Origin of the sequence: Lentibacter sp. (assembly GCF_965657785.1) — a bacterium.
GTDB lineage: Bacteria > Pseudomonadota > Alphaproteobacteria > Rhodobacterales > Rhodobacteraceae > Lentibacter.
Window position 1 is genome coordinate 16,814 of the sequence record NZ_CBFHPP010000007.1, and the last position, 25,830, is coordinate 42,643.

Consider the following 25,830-nt stretch of genomic DNA (forward strand, 5'->3'; position numbering starts at 1 on the left):
AGGCAAGTTTACGATAAAGCGCATATCTCGCATCTGTTGCGAATTTACGCCGATCGGCAAAGCACCGCGCCTCTTCCTCGCGCAGTTGACATATCTCAGCCTATTTTATCTCGCAATGCGAGTTGCGCAGCGGCCAAGCGCGCGACGGGCACACGAAAGGGGGAGCAAGAGACATAATTAAAGCCTGCATTTCGGCAAAAAGCGATCGATTCAGGGTTGCCGCCATGCTCGCCACATATCGACAAGACCAGATCTGGTTCAGCCTTACGCCCACGCGTTGCGCCAATCTCCAAAAGCTCCCCGACCCCGTCAAGATCAAGCGTATGGAACGGGTCTTCAGGATATACCCCCTGTTGAACATAGGTCGACATAAAGCGCCCCGCGTCATCCCGCGACAGCCCGTATGTCATTTGTGTAAGATCATTCGTCCCAAAGCTCAAAAACGAAACATAAGGTGCAATCTCCTCGGCGCGCAAAGCGGCACGAGGTGTCTCGACCATGACGCCCAAGCGAAACTCAAAATCTTCTCCTGTTTCGGTCCGCACAGCCGCAGCCACAGCATCAATACGGGTTTTGACAAGCTCAACCTCGCGCATGGCCGAGACCAGCGGAATCATGATTTCCGGCACGACAGGATCCCCATCACGGCTTGCCGCAATCGTTGCTTCAAAAATGGCTCTTGCCTGCATATCGTAGATTTCGGGCACAGTCACACCAAGGCGGACCCCCCGCATACCAAGCATCGGGTTGTATTCCCCAAGAGCTTCCACCCGTCTTGTGACATCTGACAGGGGCAAATCAAGCGCCTCTGCCAGCTCGCGGCACCCTGCTTTATCTTGCGGCAAAAACTCATGCAGCGGCGGGTCAAGCAGGCGAATACAAACTGGTTTCCCGTGCATAATCCGAAAAAGCTCGGTGAAATCATCGCGCTGCATAGGCAAAAGGCGCTCAAGAGCCGCGCGCCTGTCCTGTGCTTTGTCAGCAAAAATCATCTCACGCATCGGCGTCAGGCGGTCGGCCTCGAAAAACATATGTTCGGTGCGACAGAGGCCAATACCCTCTGCACCAAAGTTACGGGCCGTGATCGCATCCTTCGGCGTATCGGCATTGGCGCGCACCTCAATGTCACGCACGAGGTCAGACCATTCCATAAGCTCTTGAAATGCATCGTCATGGGTTGCTTCCAGCATGGTTGGTTCGCCAACCAAAACATCTCCCGACGAGCCATCAATCGTGAGGGTGTCTCCCTCGCGGAAGACACGGCCGTCTGACGCCGTGAGCGTTCTCTTTTGCAGATTGAATGTCAGGCTAGACGCACCAACCACACAAGGCAGACCCATTCCGCGGCCAATCACTGCAGCATGGCTTGTCATCCCGCCCCGCTCGGTCAAGACGGCAATAGCTGCGTGCATTCCTCTGATATCTTCAGGCGAGGTCTCTCTGCGCACCAAGACACATGGCTCAGCCCGCGCCGCACTGGCTTGGGCTTCAGAGGAGGTAAAGACAATCTTACCAGTCGCGGCACCCGGGCTGGCTGCGACGCCAGTCGCAATACGGTCACGCTTGGCCTCGGGGTCGATCTGTCTGTGCAATAATTCGTTCAAAGCCCTTGGTTCGATCCGCAACAAAGCTTCTTCACGCGGGATAATTTTGTCTTTGGCCAAATCCACAGCAATCCGCACCGCAGCACGTGCAGAGCGCGCGATTCGCACACCATCTAGGAGATGGACCTTGCCATTTTCGATCGCAAATTCCGCCTGCATTTCCTCACGCAGCTTGTGGCGCATCAAGGCGGTATGGGCCTTGAGATCCGCGAAGGCTTGCGGGGCCAGTTCCTCCAGCGAAGGACCACGTGCGTCTGCTTCCAAAAACAAAGCAGATGCCCCTTTTTGCAGCGCGTCTCGCCCCTGACTTTGAGACAGGTAGCGCCCCGTTATTTGGGCCTCTCCAGTCGCTGAGTCGACAAGCTGAATGACACCGGAGCCACTTTCGCCCGCCCCAATGCCAAAGACCATTTCCTGCACAACCAGCCCGAGGCCAGCATCCGCTGGTGCGCCTTTGGCTTGGCGCAACAATCGAGCCGTTGTTCCTTCCCAAGCACGCGCCATGGAGCGCAACACAGCCCCAAGCTGAACAGAGGGGGCCTGCGGGAAGGCTTCCTCGGCCTCATCCTCATAGGCCTTCAGAGCGGCTGAAAGCCCTTCTTGCCCATCGGCTTCAATCCCTTCAAACAGATCAGGATCAAGCCTTGCAACGTGTATGGCATAGGCCTGAACGAAGCGAAGATAGATTTGGGCGGCGGCATCCTGCCCCAAGACATCGCAAAAATCGATATATCGGGCATCATTCATACCAATATTTAAAATAGCCCCTGGCCCGCCCCAATCAGGGTCTTCAGAAGACGGCCTGACGCATAGGAGCGGATTTGCATCAAAGGGCGCCAGAAGCGCATCCATATCCGGCATCTGCCCTGCCGCTATAGCGTGAACGGCATCAAACGACAGAGCAACAGTTTTGGGAACAGGCAAATCAAGCCTGACCAGTCGCTGCAAGCATTTTGCCCGCCCGCCATGCGTTTTTGAGGCAATCGGAGCGGAGGCCGTGATCAGCGTGATATTTTTGTTATCTTTCTGCACTGCGGCACATTAACTCCAGTTCTGAAACCAGCGCAAGCCTAGCCTTCAAGTTGCGTCAAATCAGCGACTTGCCCACAAACGCTTCTGATCCGGCTCAAGAGATTGAGGCGGTTGCGTCGCAAGACCTCATTCTCAACATTGATCTGGACAGCCTCAAAAAAGGCATCAACAGGCTGGCGCAACTGTGCCATTGCGGTCATCGCGTTTTCAAAGCCTGCATCCTTCAGGGCGTCTTTAATTGTGACATCGGCAGCGTCCAAAGCCACAAACAGCGCCTTCTCTTCTGCGGTTTCGGCGTATTTCGAATCTGCGCCATAGCTATATTCGACACCATCTTTGGCTTCGGCTTGCTTCAAAATATTGTTTGCCCGCTTAAAACCTTGAACGAGGTTGGCGCCTTCATCGGTTTTCAAAACACGCTCAAGAGCAACCGCCTGCTGAGACACCAAGAGCAAATCATCCGAAATCTCATTCGCCAAACAAGCATCAATCACATCATAACGAATACCTTCATCTTTGAGGTGCACCTTCAAGCGATCATGGAAAAATCCCATGAGATCGTTTGTCGCCTTGGGCAGTTGCTCGGCCTGAAGCGCGTCAAGTCCGGCGGCGCCCTCTTCTGCAAGCGACTTGGCAAGATGGGCCATATGGCGACCAAGCTGCAATTGGATAAACCGCTCCAGTCGAAGCGATAGCTGGTTTTCACGTATCAGGCGGATCACCCCCAAGGCCGCACGACGCAAGGCAAACGGGTCTTTCGAGCCAGTCGGCTTTTCATCGGCAGCCCAAAAGCCTGTCAAAGTATCAAGCTTGTCAGCCAAAGCGACCGCGACAGACAACGGAGCGTTCGGGACAACATCAGACGGCCCGAGAGGCGCGTAATGCTCCTGACACACGGCGGCAATCGCCTCTGAAAGGCCCGCAGCTTTGGCATAATAACGCCCCATCAAACCTTGCAGCTCGGGGAACTCGTAGACCATTTCAGAACTTAGATCCGCTTTGCAGACACGTGCTGCCTGCTCTGCTTGGTCAGCATCTGCACCAATGTGGGGCGCGATATCTTTCGCCAAAGCCGCGATCCGTTCAATCCGCTCGGCTTGAGAGCCTAACTTGTTATGAAACGTCACATTTTCCAGTTGGCGCGTCCATGCGTCCATGCCTTCTTTGGCAACGCGTAAATCATTCTCCCAGAAAAACTTGGCGTCGCTCAGGCGGGCGGCAAGAACCTTCTGATTTCCAGCCAGAATAGTGGCTCCATTGTCAGAGGTTTCCCGATTTGCCACTGTCACAAAGCGCTCAATGCGATTGGTCTTGGGGTTCTTGACCGAGAAAAACTTTTGATGTTCTTTCATGGAGGTTTGCAAGACTTCGGGCGGCAGCTCTAGAAACGCCTCTCCGATTTGACCCATCAGGACAACAGGCCACTCAACGAGCCCTGCAACTTCGGCAAGCAAACCTTTATCTTCCACAACTTCAAGACCGCTTGCGAAAGCCTGATTGGTGGCGTCCTGCCAAATATGATCTGCGCGCTCTTGTGCATCCAACACAACATGATTGCGCTTCAGCGCGGCTTCATATGTGTCAAACGAGGTGACAGAAAAAGGCCCTGTCCCCATAAAGCGATGGCCTTCGGTCGTGTCGCCCGACTTTATGCCGTCGATGTCCAGCTCAACAACACGGCTTCCCGCTTCGTCTTCAAAGAGACAGATTATCGAGTGCAGCGGCCGCACCCAGCGCAAACTGCCGCTGCCCCAGCGCATTGACTTGGGCCATGGGAAGGCACGAACGGTTGCCTCCAAGGCCTGCGCAACAATCACTTCGGCGGGCTGGCCCTCTTTCTCAACGGTTGCAAAATAGACGGCCCCCTTGGGGGTCTCCCGTTCCTCAAGCTGGTCGCGTGTGAGACCTGCGCCCCGCAAAAAGCCTTCAATCGCTTGTTCAGGCGCCCCCACTTTCGGACCTTTGCGCTCTTCCCGAAGGGTCGGGCTTTCCACCGAAAGCCCCTCAACAGCCAAAGTCAGGCGGCGTGGGGTGCTAAAGGCTTTTGCTCCAGCATATGTGAGGCCAGCCTCCACCAAGCTATTGGTCAGAAGTGTTTTTAAATTCTCCGCCGCACCCGCTTGCATACGCGCAGGGATCTCTTCGGAAAAAAGCTCAATCAGCAGATTTGGCATTGGCTGCTCTTTCTTATGTCATGGTTTCGCAGGGCAGCCTTCAGGGACGGGTTTTCCGTCGAAGACTTCAGCGCCACATTCATTAATTTGATGCCAGGCAAAGCCCCGCCCATCGGGTAAAACAGCTACGACACGGTCAATGCCGTATTGGATGTTCTGCTCGCCCAGAAACGCAACGGCTTCGCCACTTTCAAGGCCGGTGCCAATGGTTTTCGCATCAAAGCACTCAAACCAGCTGGGAGCGACAAGAGGCTCGGCTTTCTCGTAAAGCTCGTATGTCTCGCTCAAGAGGGCAATACTTTGTGGCGTTGTAAAACACGCGCGATAACGAATGGGCGAGCTGGTCGCCGTGATCGCCTGAAACGCATCATAGAGAATAGGCTCCGGAGCACCGCTCATGAGGGCCGTGAGCTGCACATCGGTTTCGCCCTGAGAAACAACGTCCTCATAATAAGCGTAGACCTGCAAATAATAAATCGCAGCACCTGAGATCAATGCAATCACTACAATTCCAATCACCAGTAATTTAGAAGCCATCATTGAGCACCTCCATTCGGGACAAAGGCGGCATGATCAAATCTCACGACCCGAGCACAGCCTCTCAATCCAATCGTTCTGTGTCTCACTGCGAACTTCATGCGGCATATCCTCCTGCATCTGTCTCAACAAAGGCATCAGCGCAAAGCTTGGCAAGCGCGCGCACGCGCCCGATATAGGCCTGACGCTCTGTGACAGAAATAACTCCGCGCGCATCGAGCAAGTTAAACAAATGCGATGCCTTGATGCACTGGTCATAGGCCGGGTGCGCCATGATGATCCGCTTGCCTGTTTTGGGGTCTTGCGCCTCTTGGCTCAGGATCCGCTGACATTCGACTTCGGCCTCTTCAAAGTGGCGCAGCAAAATGTCTGTATCCGCAACATCAAAGTTCCAACGGCTGTATTCTTGCTCTGTTTGACGGAAAACATCACCGTAGCTTAGCGCAATCGGCGCTGTCGGAGCGTTGTAAGGCATATCCATCACGTGTTCGACACCCAAGACATACATTGCCAAGCGCTCGAGGCCGTAGGTTAGCTCTCCCGAGACAGGGTGGCAGTCATGTCCGCCAACCTGCTGAAAATAGGTGAACTGCGAGACTTCCATACCATCGCACCAGACTTCCCAGCCCAGCCCCCAAGCGCCAAGTGTCGGGCTTTCCCAGTCGTCTTCCACAAAGCGGATATCATGCATCTCCATGTCGATCCCGATCGCTTCCAGCGAGCCAAGATAGAGCGCCTGAAGATCTGGCGGGCTTGGCTTAATCAATACCTGAAACTGGTAGTAATGCTGCAAGCGATTCGGGTTTTCACCATAGCGCCCGTCTGTCGGGCGGCGCGACGGCTGAACATAGGCGGCAGCCCATGGCTTTGACCCCAGTGATCGCAAGGTTGTGGCAGGGTGGAACGTCCCTGCCCCGACTTCCATGTCATAGGGCTGCAACACGGCGCAGCCCCGCTCTGCCCAATAGGCTTGAAGTCGCAAGATGATCTCTTGAAAGCTTTGCGGTTTGTCAGCATTTACGGCCATGCGTTCGCCTTTTCTCAGCGTGAGTAGATAAGTTGGCCCTACCTATGCCGCTCTTCCCATTAGGTCAATTAGGCGTCACGGCCTGAAGGGAGCACAACTGGGGAAATCGAACAAAAACCGCATATTTATCGTTATTTAAGTGCACTGTGAAAAGAATTTGATAAAACGGCTTAAGCTCCGGGTTGATATGAGTATAGGCGAGGACATCTCACAAAATGGTACGATTTATAGGTGCAGTATTTTTTACAGTAATTTTCTGGGTCAGCGGCGTGATGGCCCAAGACCAATCCCCTGTCTGGGTTCAGATCGAAGCGCAACCCAGCTTGAGCAAAGCACAGGACCGCGCCCGAGACTATGGCGCAGTGCTTCCTGATGTGAACGGCTTTTCGCTTGGCGGCGGCTGGTATGCAATCGCGCTTGGGCCATATACCGCCGAGGACGCGCGTGAAGTCTTGCGGGTCTATCGTCGGGAAGGGCAAATCCCGCGTGACAGCTATATCGCGTATCCTGCCAATTTCCGCCAACAGTTCTGGCCGATCGGGGCCTCTGTTGGTCAGGCAATGACCAGCGCAACTGACCCAGCGCAGGCCCCTCTCGCAGAGCCTGAGCTACAGGCTCAAACAAATTCGACACCTGTTGCAAACGAAACCCCTCAAGAGCCTACGGATGTCCTGCCCGATGAAACACTCTCACAAGCGCGGGCCTCTGAGGCCTCCCTGTCTCGCAATGAGCGCGAAGAGCTGCAAATCGCGCTGCAATGGGCGGGACACTACAACAGCGCCATTGACGGCGCTTTTGGGCGCGGCACGCGCAGCTCTATGAGCGCATGGCAAGAGGCCAACAACCACCCAAGCACAGGCGTTCTGACGACGCGCCAGCGCGCCGAACTCTTGGCACAATACAACGCGATCTTGAGTGACCTTGACTTGAGGCTTGTGGAGGATGCGACAGCAGGTATTGCAATCAAGATGCCCCTCGCGCGCGTCAAATTCTCGGAATACAGCCCGCCTTTTGCACAATATGACAGCCTTGGTGCAAGCAATGAGCGTGTCCTTCTAATCAGCCAGCAAGGCGACCAGAATACGCTTTTCGGCCTTTATGACATTATGCAAACTCTGGAAATCGTTCCCGAAGAAGGCCCGCGCGAGCGCAACGACGCGTCGTTTACGCTGGTCGGGGAAGCGGCAGATTTTATCTCCCATACCCAAGTTTGGCTTACAAACGGGAGCCTTAAAGGCTTTACTCTCATTTGGCCGACGGGCGACGAAGCGCGCCGCCAACGCCTCTTGGACGAAATGCTGGCCAGCTTCACCAGCATAGACGGTGTCATGAATGCCTCCGCAGGCACAGCCGAACAGAGCATTGATCTAGTCTCCGGGTTGGAAATTCGCCGGCCAAGACTGGCGCGATCAGGCTTCTTTCTGGACCAATCAGGCCATATTGTCACCACGTCTGAAGCCGTTCAATCCTGTGCGCGCATCACAATCGAAAACGCCTTTGAGGCAGATGTTATCGCCGATGATCTGATGTCAGGCATTGCCATCCTCAAGCCTAAAGAGGCCCTCAGCCCCACCGGATTTGCCATTTTGTCTTCTGCCGATCCGCGCCTTCAAACTGAAATTGCCGTCGCAGGCTTTAGTTATGAAGGGGTGCTTGGCGCTCCCACTTTGACATTCGGGGTGCTGAGCGATGTGAAAGGACTTGATGGAGAACCCGAGCTGAAACGGCTCGCGCTGACTGCGCTGGCTGGCGATGCTGGGGGGCCAGTGTTTGATGATACAGGTGCGGTCCTTGGTATGTTGCTCCCAGAGGCGACAGGCGCGCGCCAGCTTCCTGAGGATGTCAGCTTTGCGATCGACGCGGATACAATCAGCAAAGTGGCGCAATCTGTCGGCCTGAGCACAAACCAGACGGGTCGGACAAACCGAATTGCACCTGAAGATCTCACAGATGAGGCACAGGAGTTAACCGTTCTGATCGGGTGTTGGGATTAAGGCTTATATAGCGCGCTGATCGGGGGCGCGCAGGTCTGCTTTTTCAACCTCGCCAGAAAGCGGGGATGAGCAAGGCATACACAACCAGCAGCTCCAAGCGCCCGATCAGCATGGCAAATGTCAGAATGACTTTGGCCGCATCATTGAGGCTGGCATAGTTTCCCGACGGGCCGATGATATCGCCAAGTCCAGGCCCGATATTGCCAACTGTGGCTGCGGCACCCGAAACCGATGTGACAAAATCAAGCCCTGTGAAAGACAGGGCCACCGCCACGAAGCCCAAGGTCAGAATGAAAAAGACGAAAAAACTCATCACCGAGTTGAGCACATCTTCCGAGATGGGGCGACCGCTGTATTTTGGTGTAAAAACACCATGCGGGGCTCTGATCTTTTTGATTTGGGAGGCAATCGACGCAAAAAGAATCTGATATCTAAAGATCTTGATCGAACAGGCAGTCGAGCCAGCGCAGCCGCCTATCAGCCCGATGAAAAAGAAAATTGTAATCAAAAACGGGCCCCAACTCATATAATCCACGCTCGAATAGCCTGTGCCTGAAATGATCGAGGTGATATTAAAGAGGGCTTCACGAAAAGCCTGCTCCCAATGGTGCGGGAAAATTTGCGTCAACAACACACTCGTCACACCCACTAGCACCGCAATCGTATAGAGAAAGCCGCGGACCTGAACGTCCATGAACGGCGCGTTATAATTGCCGTTCAGCATCTGGACATATCTTACAAACGGGAGGGCCGCGAGGATCATAAACAAGGACGCCGCATATTCTATCGGCCCTGAAAACGTTCCGAAGCTGGCATCATAATTTGCCATTCCCCCCGTTGAGACCGTGGTAAAGGCGTGCACAACCGCATCAAACGGGTTCATACCAAGCACCAAATACGTCACGATACAGCCGATTGTCACACTCACATATATCGCTGAAATCTGGGAGGCGATCTGCGTTGCCCGTGGTAAAATCTTGCCAAAGGTATCAAAGGCTTCGGCACGAAATATCTGCATTCCCCCAACCCGCAATTCGGGCAAGAAAACCATCGCGACAACAATAATCCCAATGCCGCCGAGCCATTGCAGAATGCCACGCCAAAGCAGAATACCTTGCGGCATTTCATCGAGCCCTGTCAGAACGGTTGCGCCCGTTGTGGTCAGCCCTGACATCGCTTCAAACATAGCGTTAACAAAGGAAAGTTCAGTCGCACCGATCATGAAGGGAAGCGCGCCAAACACCGGCAGCGCAAGCCAAACACCTGTTGTCAGCAGGAAGGTTTGCTGAATACTCAATCGGTCTTTGAGGCCATTTTGACAGGCAATGGCAACCAAGCCACCAATCAGAATTGTGATCACGGCGCTTTCTGCAAAGGCCGGCCAATGGCCCCGCCCTTCGGCGAGATCAACCGCCAATGGCGCAAGCATTGTCAGCCCCAGAGCGGCGACAAGCAGACCAATCACATATCCTACGGGGCGCAAATCAAACATGACGCGAAGGCTTGGATGTAACCCATGCGGCTGTCAAGCGTATGACGTGATCAAGCTGCGCAAAAACAGAGAGCACCCGATGCAGCGCCAAGCCAGGCGCCGCAACAGGATGACGACAAGCTTCACTTTTCAGCAGTAAAAAAAGTGACTTAAGACATAAACTTCAATGTTTTCGCGACGCAAATTCATGGCTTTCAACTCGGTGTCGCTCAAAGCGTGAAGACTTGCGATGCGCAAACGGTAAGGCGCGCTGCGCGCCTCATCACGCTGCTCAAACCAGCTCACAAGGTTGTCGAGAATGTTAGAAAAGCCTCGCGAAAACCCAAAGCTTGCGATCGAATTTGTAGATGTTAGTGCCATTTGGAAACCTCGTATTAGGTGTGTGGTTTCCTCCCCTGCCACCAACATAGGTCAGCAATGCTCACCTTACCACTGCTGATCCTGCATAGCCAAATCGCACGGAGCGCATAGCTTAGCCCACGTGAAACAGCGTGGAAAAGAGTTTTGGATCAAGGCTTTCGCTTTCAAACAAAGGCCCTTCCGTGAGCACGCTGACAGCGTCATGGCTGTGCAAGCTCTCCTGGTGGCTTGCGATAACGCGGAAATCTCCGACGCGCTCGTCTTGCTCGAGTTTCTGGGCAAAGAGGCGTGCGGCGTCTTCTACAAAGATAGGATTCGCAGCGTTCAGTTCGGCAAAGGCTTGTTCATCTTCGCGTTTGACCATGACTTGCGTCTCGGTCGGAACAGCGTCGCGGCACATCTCGATCAGGTCTTCAAACCACAGGCAATCGCCCTGTGTCATCTCTGCTGAAATACGCGCAACCGAGCGTTGGGAATGCGGTGTGGCAAGCTGCCCACGGGTTTGGCGGGCGTGCTCGGACAGCTCAAGAGAGCATGGGCAAGTGGAGGAGTAGACATAGTCTAAGTGCATGATTTTACGACGTATTCCGTCGACCTCAATAAGCTCGAGCGCAAAATCGTAATATTGATAGCCCTCAAGGCCCGAGCGCAGGCTGCCCACTTTCATCGGAAAGGAAAAGCGCATCTGGATGCGGGCGTCGAAGCTTTCGAGATCGGTTTTGTAATCGTTGAGGGCGGCTTCGATAATATCAAAGGAGAATGTAGAGGCCGAGTGTTTATAAAAGCTGCGCATGATGCGCGACATATTAATGCCTTTTTTACCCGCCTCCAGACTGACGGTTCCTGTCACGGATGTTTCCAATGTCAGATCGCCATTGTCGCGGGTGTGGACTTTCAAAGGCAGGCGGAAATTCGAGATCCCAACGTGCTGGATCACCCGTGGCGCGCCTTTGATCAGGCTCGAGGGGCCGTTCTGAAGGTCTGGCAAACTGGCTTTATAAGCGTCATCAACCGCAAAATCTTCAGGGTAAGCCCTTGCAAGAGCTGGATAATTCTGAACTTCGCCTGAGGGCAGAAGCCGCGCGATCGCAGGGTCAAGATCAGCAACCTCTTCCGGCGTTGCCCCTTGTGCCCAAGCGCGCAGTCGCAGGAGAGCCGCCTCGGCTTCGGCACGGTCTGGTGCAGCAATCATCGTTCCAACCTGCTTGTTCATAGTATCGCCCCCTAGGCTCACGTTATATTTACCCTAAGGTCAATACGTGGGTATTGCCAACTCAGACCAAAAACATCTCGCAAGCGTCATCGGGCAAATATACGCTTTGAGGACGTAGGGCAGCCTATGTGGCAGTCTATATGGCAAGCTATATGGACAGCCAGATAGATCATGCCGCCTCAAGCGCGGCCAGAAGATCGGCAATGATATCCTCAACATCCTCCAGCCCGACGGAAAAGCGCACCAAGCCGTCCGAGATCCCGAGCAGGTCTTTTTGGGCCTGCGGCAAGCGCTGGTGGGTGGTGGTTGCGGGATGGGTGGCGATGGATTTGGAGTCTGCAAAGTTGTTTGAGATCGTTGCCACCTGAAGCGCGTTCATCATGGCAAAGCAGGGTGTGCGCCCGCCCCTGACTTCAAAGGTCAACACGGTTCCGCCCGCTTCAGCCTGCGCAAGCGCCAGATCGGATTGCGGATGGGCCGCATGGGTCGGATAGCGAACGGCGACAAGCTTGGGATGGCCGGCAAGCGCATCGGCCACTTTATAGGCCGCATCTGCCTGTGCCCGCACCCGCAACTCAAGCGTTTCCAGCGCCTTGAGGTGGGACCACGCTGTGAACGGGTTCATCGCGCCGCCTGTGTGCTTCACATAGGTTTCAATCGGGCCACGGATCAGCTCTTTGGAGCCGCAGATGATCCCGCCGAGCATACGGCCCTGCCCGTCTATGTGCTTTGTTGTAGAAATAATGGTGAGATCGGCACCGCAATCTTGAGCATAGGAAAATACAGGCGTCGCCATGGCATCATCAACCAGGACCAATGCGCCCTTGGCATGGGCCAGCTCGCAAACATGGCGCAGATCAATCACCTCAAGGGTCGGGTTGGAGATACTTTCCAAGAACACAAGACGGGTCTGCGCATCAATCGCCGCCTCCCATGCCGCGTTGTCTGTGCCATCCACCAATGTGATCTTCACGCCAAAGCGCGCCAGCACATCCTCGAGCACATAAAGGCAGGAGCCAAACAAAGCGCGGGACGCCACAACATGATCTCCCGCCTTCAAGAGCGCCATCAACGCGCCATTGACCGCCGCCATGCCAGAGGCGCAGGCAAAGCCGTCTTCATAGCCGAGGTAGCCAGAAATGCGGTCTTCAAACATCCGCACTGTCGGATTTCCGTAGCGCGCATAGATGAACTCGTCCTCACCCGCTTTGACAAAGCGGGCCTCGGCGGCTTCGGCTGTTTCATAGACAAAGCCCTGCGTGAGAAACAGCGCTTCGCTCACTTCGCCATATTGCGAGCGGCGGGTGCCGCCATGAACAAGGGCGGTGCGGTTTTTGCTTGTTTTTGTCATCGGTCTCATACCCCGTAAAAAAAGCCCCATCGGCCAAGCCGAAGGAGCCTCCTTCTTCCCGACCTTTTAGCAGAATATTTTAAGTGGCCCGCAATCTGGTAACAAATCGCCACTGGGATGTGCGTTTAGACCTGATCGAGGGGTCGGTCAAGTTTCGCCTTCGTCGGGAAGGGCGTATTTGGTAAAGAGCTTGGTCTGACTCATGAAGAACACAAACAATGCGGCCGTGTCGCCAAATGTCTTGAAATAGACCCATGTTGTTTCGGACATAAAGCGCCAGATCAGCTCGTTGGCGAGCGCTGTGGCAAAGAGAAACCACATCAGGCGGCGTGTGAGGATCATCCAGCCTTCATCTTGCAGCGGCATCATCCCTTCCATCATGTAGCGCAGGTAGGACTGCCCCCGCCAGAGGCCGACAGCAAGGGCGGCCCCCATCAGGCTGAAGAAAATGGTCGGTTTGATCTTGAGAAATTTGGGATCATTGAGCCAGACAGTCAGGCCGCCAAAGACCACGACCAGCACCAGCGTCATGATCTGCATCTTGGAGATATGGCCCGTCAGCTTCCAGACGATCGCGGTTGTGAGCACGATCAGTGGCACAAAGCCTGCTGTCACGAAGATGAACCCCGAGTAGTCGCGGCCAGCGACTGTGAAGACATCGTCTTTGAACATGAGGTAGGCCGCAAAGAAGGCAAGCACAGGCCCCAGTTCGAGCGCTGTTTTCAAGAGGGGGTTGATCTCGCGTTTTTCGGCCATGTTCATTCCTAAGTTAACCACCCATTTCAACTATCACAGCACCCAGAGCAATCAATGCCATAAGTGCGATGCGCCGTGGCCCGACTGTTTCTTTGAGCGCGAGCCATCCTATGAGGGCGGCAAACACTGTCGAGGTTTCGCGCAGGATCGCCGCTTCGCCGACGTTATCAAGCCGAGTGGCCAGCATCACCGAGCCAAAGCTCGCAAAGGCCACGAACGCGCCGATCAGGCCACGCTGCATGAGCGGGGCCAGCGCAGGCGGGTGGCTCATCCTGCGGTAGCGGGCATAGGCGACCCATGGGAAGAACAGCCCGTCGATGAAGAAGAACCAAGCGAGGAAAGTGAAGGGGTTGGCTGTGGCACGGATGCCGTAGGCGTCCCATGTGGTGTAGAGCGCCACGAAGAGGCCCGTTATGACCGCAAGGATCAGGGCTGTGTTGAGCGTGTCGCGTTCGGCGGTCACATGGCGCAGGTTATAGGCGGCGAGGCCATAGATCCCTGCCAGAAGGGTGGCGACACCCGCCCATTGGACCAGATTGAACCGCTCGCCAAAGAGGAAATAAGCGCCGATCACGGTAAAGAGCGGGCCTGTGCCGCGCACAACGGGATAGACCACCGTATAGGCGCCTTTGGTATAGGCCCAGCTTTGCATGAGTTTATAAGCGACATGGATGACGAAAACCGCCGCAAAAATCGGCCACATATGCGGCTCGGGCCAAGGCACAACGAAGAAGGCAAAGGGCGCGGCGATGGTGGCATAGCTGAAGTCGATTGCGCCGCGCGTGAGCCAAGGATCGTGACGCCCCTTTTGCAAGGCCCCAAAGACAGCGTGCAAAAAAGCAGCCAAGAGCGCCAGCGTCAGAGCGAGGCGGTGGCCCGCTTCGGTGCCCTCCAGTGAGATCAGCCACTCACTCACGTCTTGCCTGCGCGAGGCCGCCCCCTGCACCACAGCCTTCAGCGGGGGGCCAGCCCCCCGCACCCCCCGGGATATTTCGGGCAAAAAGAAAGAGCATGGGCTTACTCGGCCTCAAGGCCCGTGAGGGCGGCGGCGAACTCATCGGGATCAAAGGGTGCGAGATCATCCAGTTGTTCGCCGACACCGATGGCATGAATCGGCAGGCCGAATTTATCGGCGAGCGCCACAAGAACGCCGCCTTTGGCCGTGCCATCCAGTTTTGTCATCACAAGGCCTGTGACATCGGCGAGCTCCTGAAAGGTTTTGACTTGCGACAGGGCGTTCTGGCCTGTGGTGGCGTCCAGAACCAGAAGTGTGTTGTGCGGCGCGCTTGGGTCTTTTTTGCGGATCACCCTGACGATCTTGGCCAGCTCTTCCATCAGGTCGGCGCGGTTTTGCAGGCGCCCTGCTGTGTCTATCATCAAGAGATCTGCGCCATCGGCTTCGGCCCTTGTCATGGCGTCAAAGGCGAGGCTGGCGGGATCGGAGCCTTCCGGAGCGGTGAGCACAGGCACGCCCGCGCGTGTGCCCCAGACCTGAAGCTGCTCGACTGCGGCGGCGCGAAAGGTATCCCCTGCCGCAATCACCACATCCTTGCCCGCAGCCTTGAACTGGCTGGCAAGCTTGCCGATGGTTGTGGTTTTGCCAGAGCCGTTCACCCCGACCACAAGCACGACCTGAGGCTTTTTGGCATAGAGCGGCATCGGCTTTGCGACCTCGGTCATGATCCGGCTGATCTCCTGGGCCAGAAGCTGTTTGATCTCTCGGGTCGAGAGCTTTGTGCCCAAACGGCCTTCGGCCATATTGGCTGTGACGCGCAGCGCGGTATCGACGCCCATATCGGAGGCGATCAGCAACTCTTCGAGCTGCTCCAGCATTTCATCATCCAGAACGCGGCGCACAACTTTCTGGCTTGCCTCGCTGCGACCCAAGAGGCGGCCCATCAGACCTGTTTTTTTGGCTTTGGGCGCAGCGGGGGCGACCGCCTCTGAGCGCGCGGGCGCAGGCGCGGCGGGTTCAGAGGCGGGGATCGCGATTGATTCCGGCTCTGGCTCTGGCTCTGGCTCTGGCTCTGGCTCTGGCTCTGGCTCTGGCTCTGGCTCTGGCTCTGGCTCTGGCTCTGGAAGACTGTTGTGATCTGGAACAGGCGCAAGCCCTGAAATCTCTTGCTCGGGGGCCTCGTCCTCAACACCGCCGTCTTTTACAATCGCATCCAAGCCCTCTTCGAGCTTGGAGGAGGATTTGAAGAGCTTGTTTTTGAGTTTGTTGAAAAAAGACATATCCGTTCCCGAGCAGTTCCCCTCTCAGTTAATACGCTTGTGCCAAAGTGAAAAGCCATGAGTTGACATGATTGCATGGCTCAGGCCATCTGCGACCATGCGGTATTTTGTGTTGGTGTTCTTTTTTGGCCTCGCAGGGCCTCTCTGGGCCGAGCCGCCCGAGCGGGCCTGCACCACCACCAAATGGGGCCAGAAAGAATGTATCCGCTGGGCGCATTTTGCACATGACACCTGTCAGTTGATCAAAACCGTGACGGCGCGGCATGGCTTGGACACTGGATTTTTCACCCGCTTGATCTGGCAGGAAAGCCGCTTTGACCCTTTTGCCAAAAGTCATGCAGACGCCATGGGCATTGCACAGTTTATCCGTTCAACCGCTGCGCAACGCGGGCTTGAAGACCCGTATAACCCAGCAGATGCGCTGGAACATTCGGCACAATATCTGGCGGAAATGGAGCGCCGCTATGGCAACATCGGGCTGGCCGCGATCGGCTATAACGGCGGGGAACGCCGCACCGAGGGCCTGCTTGCGGGCACAGGCGGATTGGCGCAGGAAACCATTGAGTATGTGCGCATCATCACGGGGGCGGACTATCAGAGCTGGGTGACCAAGCCGCCTCAGGCGCTTGATTTGAGCCTGTCCAGCACCGTTAGCTTTCAGAGCGCTTGTCTTTTACTGGCGCAAAACCGCCGGCTTTCGCCGCCACCGCGCACCGCGCCACAGCTCAGGCCTTGGGGGGTGCAGCTTGCTTTTGGGCCAAGTCTGAAGGCGGCTGAAGAGAAATATAACAAGACCACTGCGCGCTGCCGCCCGCTCTTGAGGGACGAGAAGCCTGATTATGTGTTTCAAAAGAGCCGCGCCAGCCGACAGAAGGGATATTACTTTGCCCGCATTGGCCGCGACAGCGCCAAGAGCGCATGGCGCTTGTGCAACAGACTGAAGGGTTCGGGCTGTCTTTGTGCCGTCTATCGCAACACCCGCAGAGCGCGCTAGGCGGACGCTGTGAAGGCAAGCAAAAACAGCGTTTGGGCAAGAAAGTAGCTGCTCCAGATCAGATAGGGCGTGACACGGCGCAGCTTGTGGCCTTGGGGCAGAACAAACATCTCTTGCGCCAGAATGAAATCTGAGACGATAAACAATAGCGCCGCCGGCAGGACCAGCGCCAGCGCCCCCAAGGGCGGCAGGATCATCGACAGAATGCCCATCATAACAATCAGAGGGACATAAAGCAGCGCCGCCCAGCGCAGCGGGCCTGCTTTATGAAACAGAAGATAGAGCATGATCAGACCAAGCAGGACAAGTGCCGCAGCCAAAGGCCAACCATCAGAAATGCGGTGAAGATCGGCGCTGGGATGAAGGAAAAACAACGCCGCGTAGGAGAGATGGCCAAAGCCAAAGGCTCCTATCCCTGTGACCCTATTTTCTGTGCCGTGACGGGACAAAAATAAATCGCCCGTGGCGCAGGCCAGCAAAGCCACCGCGAGGAGCAACATATCGGCAAGCTGAAACGCCACCACCGCCAAGAGGGCGACGGAGACCGTTTTGAGCACTGTTTTGAGCCATGAGACCCCGTCGCGCCCTGAAATAGCGAGATAGCAAAGCGCGAGAAACCCAGCCGCAAGGAAGAAAAGGATCGCGTCTGAGGGCCAGTTTTGCATTAAATTTCCTCAGGGAAATGCTTTATCGTCATTCTGATCGGGTTGGGCGCGGCCTGTCCAAGCCCGCAGATCGAAGCGTCGACCATGGCGCTTGAAAGCTCTTCCAGAAGCGCGGTGTCCCATGTGTCGGCCTGCATGAGCTTGACCGCTTTTTCACAGCCGACACGACATGGCGTGCACTGGCCGCAGCTTTCATCCTCAAAGAAACGCAGCATATTCAGCGCCGCGTCGCGGGCGCTGTCTTTGTCAGACAGGACCACGACAGCCGCTGAGCCAATGAACGATCCGTGCGGCTGGAGCGTGTCAAAATCAAGCGGAATGTCATTCATACGGGCGGGCAGAATGCCTGACGACGGCCCGCCGGGCTGATAGGCTTTGAGGCTGTGGCCCGCGAGCATTCCGCCAGCCGCCTCGATCACATCCATGATCGTGGAGCCTGCGGGCAAGAGGTGCACACCCGGGTTTTGAACGCGGCCCGAGACCGAATAGGAGCGCAGCCCTGTGCGGCCGTTTTTCTCAACCGAATTAAGGACTTCCGGACCGTCTTTCACAATTTTGGTCACCCAGTAGAGTGTCTCGACATTGTGCACCAAAGTGGGGCGGTTGAAGATCCCGACCTGCGCCACAAAGGGCGGGCGGTGACGCGGCTCGCCGCGTTTGCCTTCAATGCTTTCGATCATGGCGCTTTCTTCGCCACAGATATAGGCACCCGCACCACGGCGCAGATCGATGTAGCCTTTATCCACAAGACCTGCGTCTTCCAGTGCTTTGATTTCGCGGCGCAAAATCTCAAGCACGGCAGGGTATTCATCGCGCATATAGATATAGCAGGTTTCGGCCTCTACCGCCCATGCCGCGATCAGCATTCCTTCAAGAAACACATGAGGAGTGCGCTCTAAGTAATAGCGATCTTTGAATGTTCCTGGCTCGCCTTCGTCTCCATTGACAGCCAGATAGCGGGGGCCTTCGTTCATCCGAACAAATCCCCACTTCTTGCCCGAGGGGAAGCCAGCCCCGCCAAGACCGCGAAGCCCCGAGGCGAGGACCTGCTCCTGCACAACCTCCCAATCGCCATTGTCGCGCAACTCGGCAAGGCGCGCATAGCCGCCTGCGGCCTGATAGGCGGCGAAGGTTTCATAGGCTGGCAGATGCGCATGGGTATCGCCCGCCGCAATCGCGGCCTGAGCTTTTTCAACTGTGGCGTGATCGATATGGTTGTGACCGATTTCAAGCACAGGCGCCGTGTCGCAGCGGCCCATGCACGGCGCGCGCACCACGCGCACATCGGCGGGGTTCATGCCCTCTTCGAGGGCTGATTTGAGGGCCTGCGCCCCTGCAAGCTCGCAAGACAGAGAATCGCACACGCGGATCGTGAGGGCGGGTGGCGGTGTTTCGCCTTCTTTGACCACATCAAAATGCGCATAAAAGCTGGCGACCTCATAGATTTCGGCCATCGACAGACGCATCTCTTCGCCCAAGGCGCGCAGATGAGCCGCTGAAAGATGTCCGAAGGCGTCCTGAATTTTATGCAGATGCTCGATCAGTAAATCACGACGGCGCGGCGCGTCGGCCAACAGGCTTTTGACCTCATCCCAAGCCGTATCATCAAGCTGGCGGCCCTTGGGGGTGTGACGTCCTTTGCCTTTGCCTGACTTCCAGACACCTTTGCGTTCATCCAGGCCCATGCGAGCGCTCCTGTTTTGCGTTTGAGCCGACCCTAATTGCGCCCTGCTTTCAAGGCGAGGCCAAAAACGACGTTAGGCGCTCTATTCGCGTTCATGGGGCCAAAACTCTGCGTATTTGCGCCAAATTCTCACCATGATTGCGCGTTAGGATGAGGCGAGTGAGGGCTTGTTCATGTTTTATTTTGCCTGTGCAACGTTGGCGCATATCGCGCTTTTGGGTCTGGCTGCCTGCTATGGCGGCGGATTTATCTGGGCTGCGCTGCTTTACATCACCCTCTTCACAGCCGCGCTTGACCGTTTTGTGCCCTATATCCTTCCAGAAATGCCCGAGGGGGCGGAATTCCCAACGGGAGCGCGGCTTTCGGTTTTGCTGGGCGTCTTGCATTTCGGACTGCTCTTTCTGGCGCTTTACAGCCTTGTGTTGGGGGCGCACAGCCTGCTTGAGGCTCTGGCGCTTTTTGTGGGGTTTGCCCTGTTTTTCGGGCAGGTCTCACACCCAAATGCGCACGAGCTGATCCACCGCAAAGAGCGTTATGCCCACCGTCTTGGCCGCTGGGTCTATGCGTCTTTGCTGATGGGGCATCACGCCTCGGCGCACGTCTTGGTTCACCATGTGCACGTCGGGAGCGAAAAAGACCCGAACACAGCCCCGCGTGGCATGGGCTTTTATCGTTTTTTTCTAAAAGCTTGGATCGCATCTTTCAGAGCCGGGTTTAAGAGCGAAGCCGCGCGCCTTGCCCGCGCAGGCCGCCCTGCCAGACACCATCCCTATCTGCGAGACGCTCTTATCGGCCTCGGGCTTTTTCTTGCCAGTTATGCCCTTGGGGGCGGGCTTAGCGTAGGGGTATATGTAGGGCTTGCACTTTATGCTCAGGTGCAAATTCTGTTGGCGGATTATGTGCAACATTACGGACTGCGCCGGATGCGCCTTGGCCCTGAGAGGTATGAGCCGGTAAGTGAAGCGCATTCGTGGAACGCACCCCATTGGTTTTCCTCCGCCCTGACGCTGAATGCGCCGCGCCACTCGGACCACCATATGCACCCGCAGCGGCCCTACCCCGCCCTGCGTTTGACGCCAGAAACAATGCCCACCTTGCCCCATGCCCTGCCTGTTATGGCCGTGATCGCGCTTTACCCGCCGCTTTATCGCAGGGTCATGGCGCGCGCGATAGGACGCTTGCAAGAGGCAAATAAGACAGCATAGGCTGGGGCCATGCGACGCCTCATATGCCTTCTTGCTGCCCTCGCCTGCCCTGCCGCTGCCCAAGAGCGGCTGACGGCAGAGACCTTTGATGCTTTCACACGCGGCCAGACGTTTTATTACGGATATGACGCAGAGGCCTATGGCGCAGAGGAATACCTAGACGACCGCCGCGTGCGCTGGTCGTTTCTGAACGGGGACTGCAAAGAGGGATACTGGTATGACACCCCAGAGCAGTTGATTTGTTTTGTTTATGAGGACAGCCCAGACACCCCGCAATGCTGGGCCTTTTATATCGAAGCAGGCAAGTTGCGCGCCACGTTTGAGAATGGGGCCCAAGCCGCGCCGCTCTATCAAATCGAAAAAAGCGACACGCCCATGTTGTGCAAAGGACTGCAAATCGGCGTTTAGCGCAGCTTTGGCGGCGAGGACGGATCGCGCCCCGGGGCTGACGGGGCTTGAAGGTCTGCCTCGGAAGGCTGGGGCACATCAAAGCGTAGCCCTGCACGGCCGAACTGTTCCCTCAACGCATCGCTATCATTGAAGAAGGCCACATCAAGGCTCGTATCCTCAAGGCCCGAAAACACCAAAGCCTCACTTGCCGCCTTCGCCAAGGGCGCTTGGGCGGGCTCTTTTGCGCCCAAAATCGCCAGCATCATGCCGCCTTCCTCTTTGGCCACAAGATAGGCCACTTTCGCCAAGCCAACGGCGCGGCTCAGTTTGGCATCCAGCGCATGAAGCAGCACTTCGGGAATATCAGGCGCTTTGAGCGCGGCAAGCCCGCCTTTGCGCTTGGCCGTGGGCGCGGCCTCTTTGGGAGCGGCCTTGAGAGTCTCGCACATCCAAGCCATCGCCTCGGCTGGCAACATGATCGAGGAGGGAGCCACTTCAAGATTGAGCGCAAGACCCGCGCCTTCTGATGCAAGCATCTGCGCCATGATCCTTCCTGAGAGCGCCGCATAGGGCGCAGGCCCGCCTGTAAACGCCGACAGCCGCGCAGCCGTATCAAAGCCAAGCACAAGTCGCGCCCCCTCAACCTCAACAATCTGCGGCTCGATCATGTCGGCTTTTGGCTCGGCTTCAAGGAGTAGGAAAACCTCGATATCGGCCAGAATGGAGTAAAAGCTCATCCGCAGCTGCACATCCTCGGGATTTTGCATCATGGCCGCGTGGGCCGTGTCCAGAAGTGTTTTTTCGCTCATGCAGACCCTCTTTCAGCGCAGCGCAGGCCGCAGCCCTCCGATATTGCTCTGGCCCTCACGTATTGCGCCAAGACCTGTGCGGCAAGCGGAAAACAAGGCCAACACCTCAGAACCCAGGCCCATAGGACCCGCGAACCCGTCGCCAAATAGAAACAATCGGAGCCATTTGGCAGGTTTTGGCTAGTTTCGACAAACACGTCTTAATTTTGCCCAAAACAACTGTATACTTATACGAAACAATAAAACGGCACGCTTGGACCAATACACTTCGTCTTAGTAAAATATGGTTATACCCAAGGTGTCAGACAAGAAACGGAGCGGGCATGCTCGAGTTTAACAACGTTAGCAAGTCCTTCTGGACGGGCACACAGAGAAAAGTGATCCTTGAAAAGGTCTCTTTCCGTGTGGAGCTTGGCACGTCTCTTGGCATTCTGGCGCCCAATGGCACTGGCAAAACCACTCTGATCAATATGATGTCGGGCCTTGAAAAGCCTGATGAAGGCTCCATCCTGAGAGACTGCAAGATCAGCTTCCCTCTGGGGTTTATGGGCGGGGTGGTGCCGCGCCACACGGCTGTGGAAAACAGCCGCTATATTGCCCGCCTTTACGGGCTCGACCCCGATTATGTGGAGGCCTTCTGCCGCTGGCTCTGCAACCTTGGCGAATATTTCGAGCAGCCGCTTGGCACCTATAGTCAGGGGATGCGGGCGCGTTTTTCCTTTGCGCTATTGCTGGCGCTTGATTTTGATATCTACCTCATCGACGAAGGTATGCCGAACTCTACTGATGTGGAGTTTAACCGTAAGGCCGGCGAAATCCTGCGCGATCGTTTGCGCACCACAACCGTGATCATCGTATCCCACCAGGCTCAAGTGCTCGAAAAGTTCGCCCGTTCGGCGGCCGTTTTGATTGATGGCAAGTTACATATGTTTGACACCCTAGAAGAAGCGAAACACCTCTATGACTACCAAACCCAAAGCTAGAAAGTTTCGTATTAGGCGCTCAACACCTTTGAGTGACGAAGCGCGCGACGCCGCAGTGGACCCACAGCAAGCCCCTCCCCAACAGGAGGCCGAACAAGCACGGCCCGAGCCGCAGGGCGCAGAAGCGGCACCCAAGCCAGAGCAGCCCGCCGCCACGCGGTCGGGCTCCGTTGACTCCGCGCGCGAAGTAAAAGCCGAAACCGATATTGACGCGATCCGCCGCGAAGGCCTCACGGGCCGTCAGCTGCGCATGGCGCGGCGCATGGCCCAGAAACACGGGCTGGCGCCAATCTCTGACTTTGACGCGGTGCGTCAGCTGCGCGTTAAAGGAATTGATCCGTTTCAAGCCTCCAATATGCTTGAGCTTGTTGTGCCTGCTAAAGACGGTCAAGACGCTGAAACCGAGGGCGAAATGGGCACATTTTTGCCCGGTATGGGCAAAATCCAGCTGCCCCAAACGATCAGGCCAGCCTCCGCGCAAGTGCCCCAGACCGAAGTTTATTCCGCGGACCGCCGCGCTATGGAAATCACGGGTATTCAACGCGACATTGCCAGCCGCCGTCGCAAACGCCTCATCCTCTTGCTGGCCAGACTCTCGACCTTTGTCTTTCTGCCCACTCTTCTGGCAGGGTGGTATTATTACGCTATCGCAACTCCGATGTATTCCACGAAATCAGAATTTCTCATCCAGTCGGCGGATGGCGCCGGCGGCGGCGGGCCTTTGAGCGGGCTCATTCCGTCGCAACTGGCGAACTCTCAGGAGAGTATTGCCGTTCAGTCATACCTCACATCAAAAGACGCCATGATCAGGCTGGATGAGGCGCTTGGCTATAAGCGCCACTTCGCCCAGCCCCAGATTGACGCCATTCAGCGGCTTGACCCGAATACAACCAACGAAGCCGCCCATAAAGTCTATAAAAAGAACATCAAAATTGGCTATGATCCGACAGAAGGCGTTGTTCGGATGGAAGTGATCGCGGCTGATCCTATCGTCGCCACTGACTTCTCAAAGGCGCTGATTTCCTATGCCGAAGAGCGGGTCGACGAGCTTTCACAAAATATCAGAAATGACGCCATGGAAGACGCGCGGCGCAACCTTGAGCGCGCGAAAGTGGAGCGCCGCAGTGCGCAGGAAAACCTGATCCGCTTGCAAGAGGTGTATTCCGCTGATCCAACAGAGCAGCTTACCGCCCTGCGCTCCCAGATTACGACCTATGATCAACAGCTGCTTGAAAAGAAGCTTGCTCTGCAAGCCTTACTGGACAACCCGCGCCCCAACCAAGCCAAGGTCGATGGTGCCCGTGGGGATGTCCGCCGCCTTCAGGATGTGTTGACGGGTCTCTATGCGCGGATGATCGAAGCTGACAGCTCGGGGCTATCCCTGGTGCAGCAGTCCACCGAGATAGAACTTGCCCGCGCCGATCTTGCGACAGCGGATGCCTTCCTGCAATCCGCCTTGCAAGGTGAGAAGCAAGCCGCGCTGGAGGCCGGGCGCCAAGTCCGTTATCTCACGGTGCCTGTGCGCCCGATTGCATCAGATGCGCCAAGCTATCCGCGCAAATTTGAGAACACCGTTCTGGCCTTTCTGATTTTTTCAGGGGTATACCTCATGGTGTCTTTGACAAGCTCGATCCTGCGAGAACAAGTTTCAAACTAGTCCCTGTGGCGATGGGCCTGCCCTGCGCCACAGATTTTTCCCTTCAGCCGAACGAGAGCCATTATGCTGCCTAAGAATACCTCGACACCGAACACATGGTCTTTTTTACGCGATCCGATGATCACACCGACAGGCTTTCGAGAATATGATGCGCGTTGGAAATATCCCGAGGAAATCAACCTTCCCGGCATCACCGCCTTGGGCCTTGGCCTTGGAACACAGATGCACGCACGGGGCATCGAACCTGTGATTGCGGTTGGGAACGATTACCGCGATTATTCGCTGTCGATCAAAAATGCGCTGATGCTCGGCCTCATGCAGGCCGGCATTCACGTCAAAGACATTGGCCCTGCCGTTTCGCCAATGGCGTATTTCAGCCAGTTCCATTTGAATGCGCCCGCGGTTGCTATGGTCACGGCGAGCCACAACCCGAACGGCTGGACAGGCGTCAAAATGGGCTTTGAACGCCCGCTGACCCATGGCCCCGACGAAATGAACGAGCTGCGCGCCATTGTGCTTGAGGGGCGCGGCCTGCCCCGCTCTGGCGGCGCATACGAGTTTGTCGACGGGGTGCGCGAGGCCTATATCGACGATCTGGTCGGGGATTTCAAAATGTCGCGCAAGCTGCGTGTGGTCTGCGCCACAGGCAATGGCACAGCAGCGGCCTTTGCCCCTGAAGTTTTTGAACGCATCGGCGTTGAGGTTGTGCCAAGCCACACCGAACTCGATTACAGCTTCCCACATTACAACCCGAACCCGGAGGCCATGGAGATGCTTCATGACATGAGCGCCTCGGTCAAGGAGAGCGGGGCCGATTTTGCCCTCGGCTTTGACGGCGATGGTGATCGCTGCGGTGTTGTGGATGATGAGGGCGAAGAGATTTTTGCCGATAAGGTCGGGGTGATCATGGCCCGTGATCTGAGCAAGATTTATCCAAACAGCACTTTTGTGGCCGATGTGAAATCAACAGGGCTTTTTGCGTCTGACCCGGAATTGCGGGCCAATGGCGTCACAGCAGATTATTGGAAAACAGGCCACAGCCACATGAAGCGCCGCGTCAAGGAGCTTGGCGCGCTGGCGGGCTTTGAGAAATCGGGGCATTACTTTCTCGCCGAGCCTGTGGGCCGTGGATATGATTGCGGCCTGCGGGTCGCCGTTGAAATTTGCAAATTGATGGACCGCAACCCAAGCCTGAAGATGTCAGACCTGCGCCGCGCCCTGCCCCAGACTTGGGCGACGCCCACCATGTCGCCCTATTGCGCCGATCTGGAAAAATACGATGTCTTGGAACGGCTGGTGGACAAACTTGTCGCCAAGGCCGAAGCTGGCGAAAGCTTTGCTGGCCGCGCCATCAAAGAGGTGGTTACAGTCAACGGTGCAAGGGTCATTCTTGACAATGGCTCATGGGGCCTTGTGCGCGCCAGCTCCAACACCCCCAATCTGGTGGTCGTTTGTGAAAGCGCTGAGTCCGAGGCCGAAATGCGCGCCATTTTCGCCGATATAGACGCCGTCATCCGAACCGAGCCTGCAGTGGGCGATTACGACCAGACCCTCTAGGGCCTGCCCCTCACCCAGCCCTCTCCTTTTTCTTTCCAGAAATATCCCGGGGGTAAGGTTCGATAGCCGACAGGCTTTTGAACCCAGGGGGCAGCGCCCCCTGCCGGTCGG

At 56.2% G+C, this 25,830-nt stretch carries 21 protein-coding genes and 1 riboswitch; of the genes, 7 read left to right on the forward strand and 14 right to left on the reverse strand.

The window, feature by feature from the left end:
• Nucleotides 1–95: 95 nt before the first annotated feature.
• From ppdK to ACTF58_RS06180, 4 genes are all read right to left on the reverse strand, one after another.
• On the reverse strand, nucleotides 96–2,636 hold the full coding sequence (gene ppdK, locus ACTF58_RS06165; protein ID WP_438991098.1) for a pyruvate, phosphate dikinase: 2,541 nt from the start codon (nucleotides 2,634–2,636) through the stop codon (nucleotides 96–98).
• Between the two features lie 38 nt (nucleotides 2,637–2,674).
• The gene (glyS, locus tag ACTF58_RS06170; RefSeq protein WP_438991099.1) at nucleotides 2,675–4,810 is read right to left on the reverse strand and encodes a glycine--tRNA ligase subunit beta; all 2,136 of its coding nucleotides are present in this window, start codon (nucleotides 4,808–4,810) and stop codon (nucleotides 2,675–2,677) included.
• An 18-nt stretch (nucleotides 4,811–4,828) separates the two neighbouring features.
• On the reverse strand, nucleotides 4,829–5,347 hold the full coding sequence (locus ACTF58_RS06175; RefSeq protein WP_438991180.1) for a DUF6446 family protein: 519 nt from the start codon (nucleotides 5,345–5,347) through the stop codon (nucleotides 4,829–4,831).
• A gap of 97 nt (nucleotides 5,348–5,444) precedes the next feature.
• Nucleotides 5,445–6,374: a glycine--tRNA ligase subunit alpha gene (locus ACTF58_RS06180; RefSeq protein ID WP_438991100.1), complete on the reverse strand. Its 930-nt coding sequence runs from the start codon at nucleotides 6,372–6,374 to the stop codon at nucleotides 5,445–5,447.
• Nucleotides 6,375–6,589: 215 nt separating this feature from the next.
• Here ACTF58_RS06180 and ACTF58_RS06185 point away from each other — a divergent pair, with 215 nt between their 5' ends.
• Nucleotides 6,590–8,368, forward strand: a complete 1,779-nt coding sequence (locus ACTF58_RS06185; RefSeq protein ID WP_438991101.1) for a serine protease — start codon at nucleotides 6,590–6,592, stop codon at nucleotides 8,366–8,368.
• Nucleotides 8,369–8,411: 43 nt separating this feature from the next.
• Here ACTF58_RS06185 and ACTF58_RS06190 read toward each other — a convergent pair whose 3' ends face one another.
• The 7 genes from ACTF58_RS06190 to ftsY form a co-directional block, all read right to left on the reverse strand.
• The gene (locus ACTF58_RS06190; RefSeq protein ID WP_438991102.1) at nucleotides 8,412–9,860 is read right to left on the reverse strand and encodes a TrkH family potassium uptake protein; all 1,449 of its coding nucleotides are present in this window, start codon (nucleotides 9,858–9,860) and stop codon (nucleotides 8,412–8,414) included.
• A 129-nt stretch (nucleotides 9,861–9,989) separates the two neighbouring features.
• Complete coding sequence (locus ACTF58_RS06195) at nucleotides 9,990–10,220, reverse strand: hypothetical protein (protein ID WP_438991103.1); 231 nt, start codon at nucleotides 10,218–10,220, stop codon at nucleotides 9,990–9,992.
• A gap of 112 nt (nucleotides 10,221–10,332) precedes the next feature.
• Nucleotides 10,333–11,433, reverse strand: coding sequence for a GTP cyclohydrolase FolE2 (gene folE2 / locus ACTF58_RS06200; RefSeq protein ID WP_438991104.1), 1,101 nt, complete (start codon nucleotides 11,431–11,433; stop codon nucleotides 10,333–10,335).
• A gap of 169 nt (nucleotides 11,434–11,602) precedes the next feature.
• Nucleotides 11,603–12,784 carry an aminotransferase class I/II-fold pyridoxal phosphate-dependent enzyme gene (locus ACTF58_RS06205; protein WP_438991105.1) on the reverse strand — a complete coding sequence of 394 codons (1,182 nt, stop codon included), beginning with the start codon at nucleotides 12,782–12,784 and terminating at the stop codon, nucleotides 11,603–11,605.
• A gap of 46 nt (nucleotides 12,785–12,830) precedes the next feature.
• Nucleotides 12,831–12,907, reverse strand: a riboswitch (SAM riboswitch).
• Between the two features lie 24 nt (nucleotides 12,908–12,931).
• On the reverse strand, nucleotides 12,932–13,540 hold the full coding sequence (locus ACTF58_RS06210; protein WP_438991106.1) for an inner membrane-spanning protein YciB: 609 nt from the start codon (nucleotides 13,538–13,540) through the stop codon (nucleotides 12,932–12,934).
• A gap of 13 nt (nucleotides 13,541–13,553) precedes the next feature.
• Entirely contained in the window at nucleotides 13,554–14,456 is a 903-nt protein-coding gene (locus ACTF58_RS06215) for an SMR family transporter (RefSeq protein WP_438991107.1), read from the reverse strand.
• A 101-nt stretch (nucleotides 14,457–14,557) separates the two neighbouring features.
• Nucleotides 14,558–15,775 (reverse strand): signal recognition particle-docking protein FtsY, encoded by a 1,218-nt coding sequence (gene ftsY, locus ACTF58_RS06220; protein WP_438991108.1) that lies wholly within the window; start codon nucleotides 15,773–15,775, stop codon nucleotides 14,558–14,560.
• A 97-nt stretch (nucleotides 15,776–15,872) separates the two neighbouring features.
• On the opposite strand from ftsY, the gene ACTF58_RS06225 reads away from it, so the two are divergent.
• Nucleotides 15,873–16,769 carry a lytic transglycosylase domain-containing protein gene (locus ACTF58_RS06225; RefSeq protein WP_438991109.1) on the forward strand — a complete coding sequence of 299 codons (897 nt, stop codon included), beginning with the start codon at nucleotides 15,873–15,875 and terminating at the stop codon, nucleotides 16,767–16,769.
• Here ACTF58_RS06225 and ACTF58_RS06230 read toward each other — a convergent pair.
• Together ACTF58_RS06230 and ACTF58_RS06235 are read right to left on the reverse strand one after the other, a co-directional pair.
• Complete coding sequence (locus ACTF58_RS06230) at nucleotides 16,766–17,434, reverse strand: lysoplasmalogenase family protein (protein ID WP_438991110.1); 669 nt, start codon at nucleotides 17,432–17,434, stop codon at nucleotides 16,766–16,768. The genes ACTF58_RS06225 and ACTF58_RS06230 overlap by 4 nt on opposite strands.
• Entirely contained in the window at nucleotides 17,434–19,119 is a 1,686-nt protein-coding gene (locus ACTF58_RS06235) for an NAD(P)H-dependent oxidoreductase subunit E (RefSeq protein WP_438991111.1), read from the reverse strand. The genes ACTF58_RS06230 and ACTF58_RS06235 overlap by 1 nt, the downstream gene beginning before the upstream one ends.
• A gap of 172 nt (nucleotides 19,120–19,291) precedes the next feature.
• Here ACTF58_RS06235 and ACTF58_RS06240 point away from each other — a divergent pair, with 172 nt between their 5' ends.
• Together ACTF58_RS06240 and ACTF58_RS06245 are read left to right on the forward strand one after the other, a co-directional pair.
• Nucleotides 19,292–20,323, forward strand: a complete 1,032-nt coding sequence (locus ACTF58_RS06240) for an alkane 1-monooxygenase (protein WP_438991112.1) — start codon at nucleotides 19,292–19,294, stop codon at nucleotides 20,321–20,323.
• 9 nt (nucleotides 20,324–20,332) lie between these two features.
• Complete coding sequence (locus ACTF58_RS06245) at nucleotides 20,333–20,731, forward strand: hypothetical protein (protein ID WP_438991113.1); 399 nt, start codon at nucleotides 20,333–20,335, stop codon at nucleotides 20,729–20,731.
• On the opposite strand, the gene ACTF58_RS06250 is transcribed toward ACTF58_RS06245, so the two are convergent.
• Entirely contained in the window at nucleotides 20,728–21,522 is a 795-nt protein-coding gene (locus ACTF58_RS06250) for an SseB family protein (RefSeq protein ID WP_438991114.1), read from the reverse strand. The genes ACTF58_RS06245 and ACTF58_RS06250 overlap by 4 nt on opposite strands.
• Before the next feature lie 323 nt (nucleotides 21,523–21,845).
• Between ACTF58_RS06250 and ACTF58_RS06255 the strand changes: the two genes are divergently transcribed.
• The 3 genes from ACTF58_RS06255 (at nucleotide 21,846) to ACTF58_RS06265 (ending at nucleotide 25,719) form a co-directional block, all read left to right on the forward strand.
• Nucleotides 21,846–22,505: an ABC transporter ATP-binding protein gene (locus ACTF58_RS06255; protein WP_438991115.1), complete on the forward strand. Its 660-nt coding sequence runs from the start codon at nucleotides 21,846–21,848 to the stop codon at nucleotides 22,503–22,505.
• Nucleotides 22,483–24,162 (forward strand): capsule biosynthesis protein, encoded by a 1,680-nt coding sequence (locus ACTF58_RS06260; protein WP_438991116.1) that lies wholly within the window; start codon nucleotides 22,483–22,485, stop codon nucleotides 24,160–24,162. Before ACTF58_RS06255 ends, ACTF58_RS06260 begins: the two co-directional genes overlap by 23 nt.
• Before the next feature lie 63 nt (nucleotides 24,163–24,225).
• A complete protein-coding gene (locus ACTF58_RS06265) occupies nucleotides 24,226–25,719 on the forward strand; it encodes a phosphomannomutase/phosphoglucomutase (RefSeq protein WP_438991117.1) in 1,494 nt (497 codons plus the stop codon).
• Nucleotides 25,720–25,830 lie beyond the last annotated feature (111 nt).

Excerpts from the sequence above, each read along its gene's own strand:
- ACTF58_RS06260 (WP_438991116.1), top strand. The coding sequence starts at position 22,483 with ATGACTACCAAACCCAAAGCTAGAAAGTTTCGTATTAGGCGCTCAACA.
- folE2 (WP_438991104.1), bottom strand. The coding sequence starts at position 11,433 with ATGAACAAGCAGGTTGGAACGATGATTGCTGCACCAGACCGTGCCGAA.
- ACTF58_RS06265 (WP_438991117.1), top strand. The coding sequence starts at position 24,226 with ATGCTGCCTAAGAATACCTCGACACCGAACACATGGTCTTTTTTACGC.
- ftsY (WP_438991108.1), bottom strand. The coding sequence starts at position 15,775 with ATGTCTTTTTTCAACAAACTCAAAAACAAGCTCTTCAAATCCTCCTCC.
- ACTF58_RS06185 (WP_438991101.1), top strand. The coding sequence starts at position 6,590 with ATGGTACGATTTATAGGTGCAGTATTTTTTACAGTAATTTTCTGGGTC.
- ACTF58_RS06210 (WP_438991106.1), bottom strand. The coding sequence starts at position 13,540 with ATGGCCGAAAAACGCGAGATCAACCCCCTCTTGAAAACAGCGCTCGAA.
- ACTF58_RS06245 (WP_438991113.1), top strand. The coding sequence starts at position 20,333 with ATGCGACGCCTCATATGCCTTCTTGCTGCCCTCGCCTGCCCTGCCGCT.
- ACTF58_RS06225 (WP_438991109.1), top strand. The coding sequence starts at position 15,873 with ATGCGGTATTTTGTGTTGGTGTTCTTTTTTGGCCTCGCAGGGCCTCTC.
- ACTF58_RS06195 (WP_438991103.1), bottom strand. The coding sequence starts at position 10,220 with ATGGCACTAACATCTACAAATTCGATCGCAAGCTTTGGGTTTTCGCGA.
- ACTF58_RS06255 (WP_438991115.1), top strand. The coding sequence starts at position 21,846 with ATGCTCGAGTTTAACAACGTTAGCAAGTCCTTCTGGACGGGCACACAG.
- ACTF58_RS06205 (WP_438991105.1), bottom strand. The coding sequence starts at position 12,784 with ATGACAAAAACAAGCAAAAACCGCACCGCCCTTGTTCATGGCGGCACC.
- ACTF58_RS06230 (WP_438991110.1), bottom strand. The coding sequence starts at position 17,434 with ATGCAAAACTGGCCCTCAGACGCGATCCTTTTCTTCCTTGCGGCTGGG.
- ACTF58_RS06235 (WP_438991111.1), bottom strand. The coding sequence starts at position 19,119 with ATGGGCCTGGATGAACGCAAAGGTGTCTGGAAGTCAGGCAAAGGCAAA.
- glyS (WP_438991099.1), bottom strand. The coding sequence starts at position 4,810 with ATGCCAAATCTGCTGATTGAGCTTTTTTCCGAAGAGATCCCTGCGCGT.
- ACTF58_RS06250 (WP_438991114.1), bottom strand. The coding sequence starts at position 21,522 with ATGAGCGAAAAAACACTTCTGGACACGGCCCACGCGGCCATGATGCAA.
- ACTF58_RS06190 (WP_438991102.1), bottom strand. The coding sequence starts at position 9,860 with ATGTTTGATTTGCGCCCCGTAGGATATGTGATTGGTCTGCTTGTCGCC.
- ACTF58_RS06180 (WP_438991100.1), bottom strand. The coding sequence starts at position 6,374 with ATGGCCGTAAATGCTGACAAACCGCAAAGCTTTCAAGAGATCATCTTG.
- ACTF58_RS06240 (WP_438991112.1), top strand. The coding sequence starts at position 19,292 with ATGTTTTATTTTGCCTGTGCAACGTTGGCGCATATCGCGCTTTTGGGT.
- ACTF58_RS06175 (WP_438991180.1), bottom strand. The coding sequence starts at position 5,347 with ATGGCTTCTAAATTACTGGTGATTGGAATTGTAGTGATTGCATTGATC.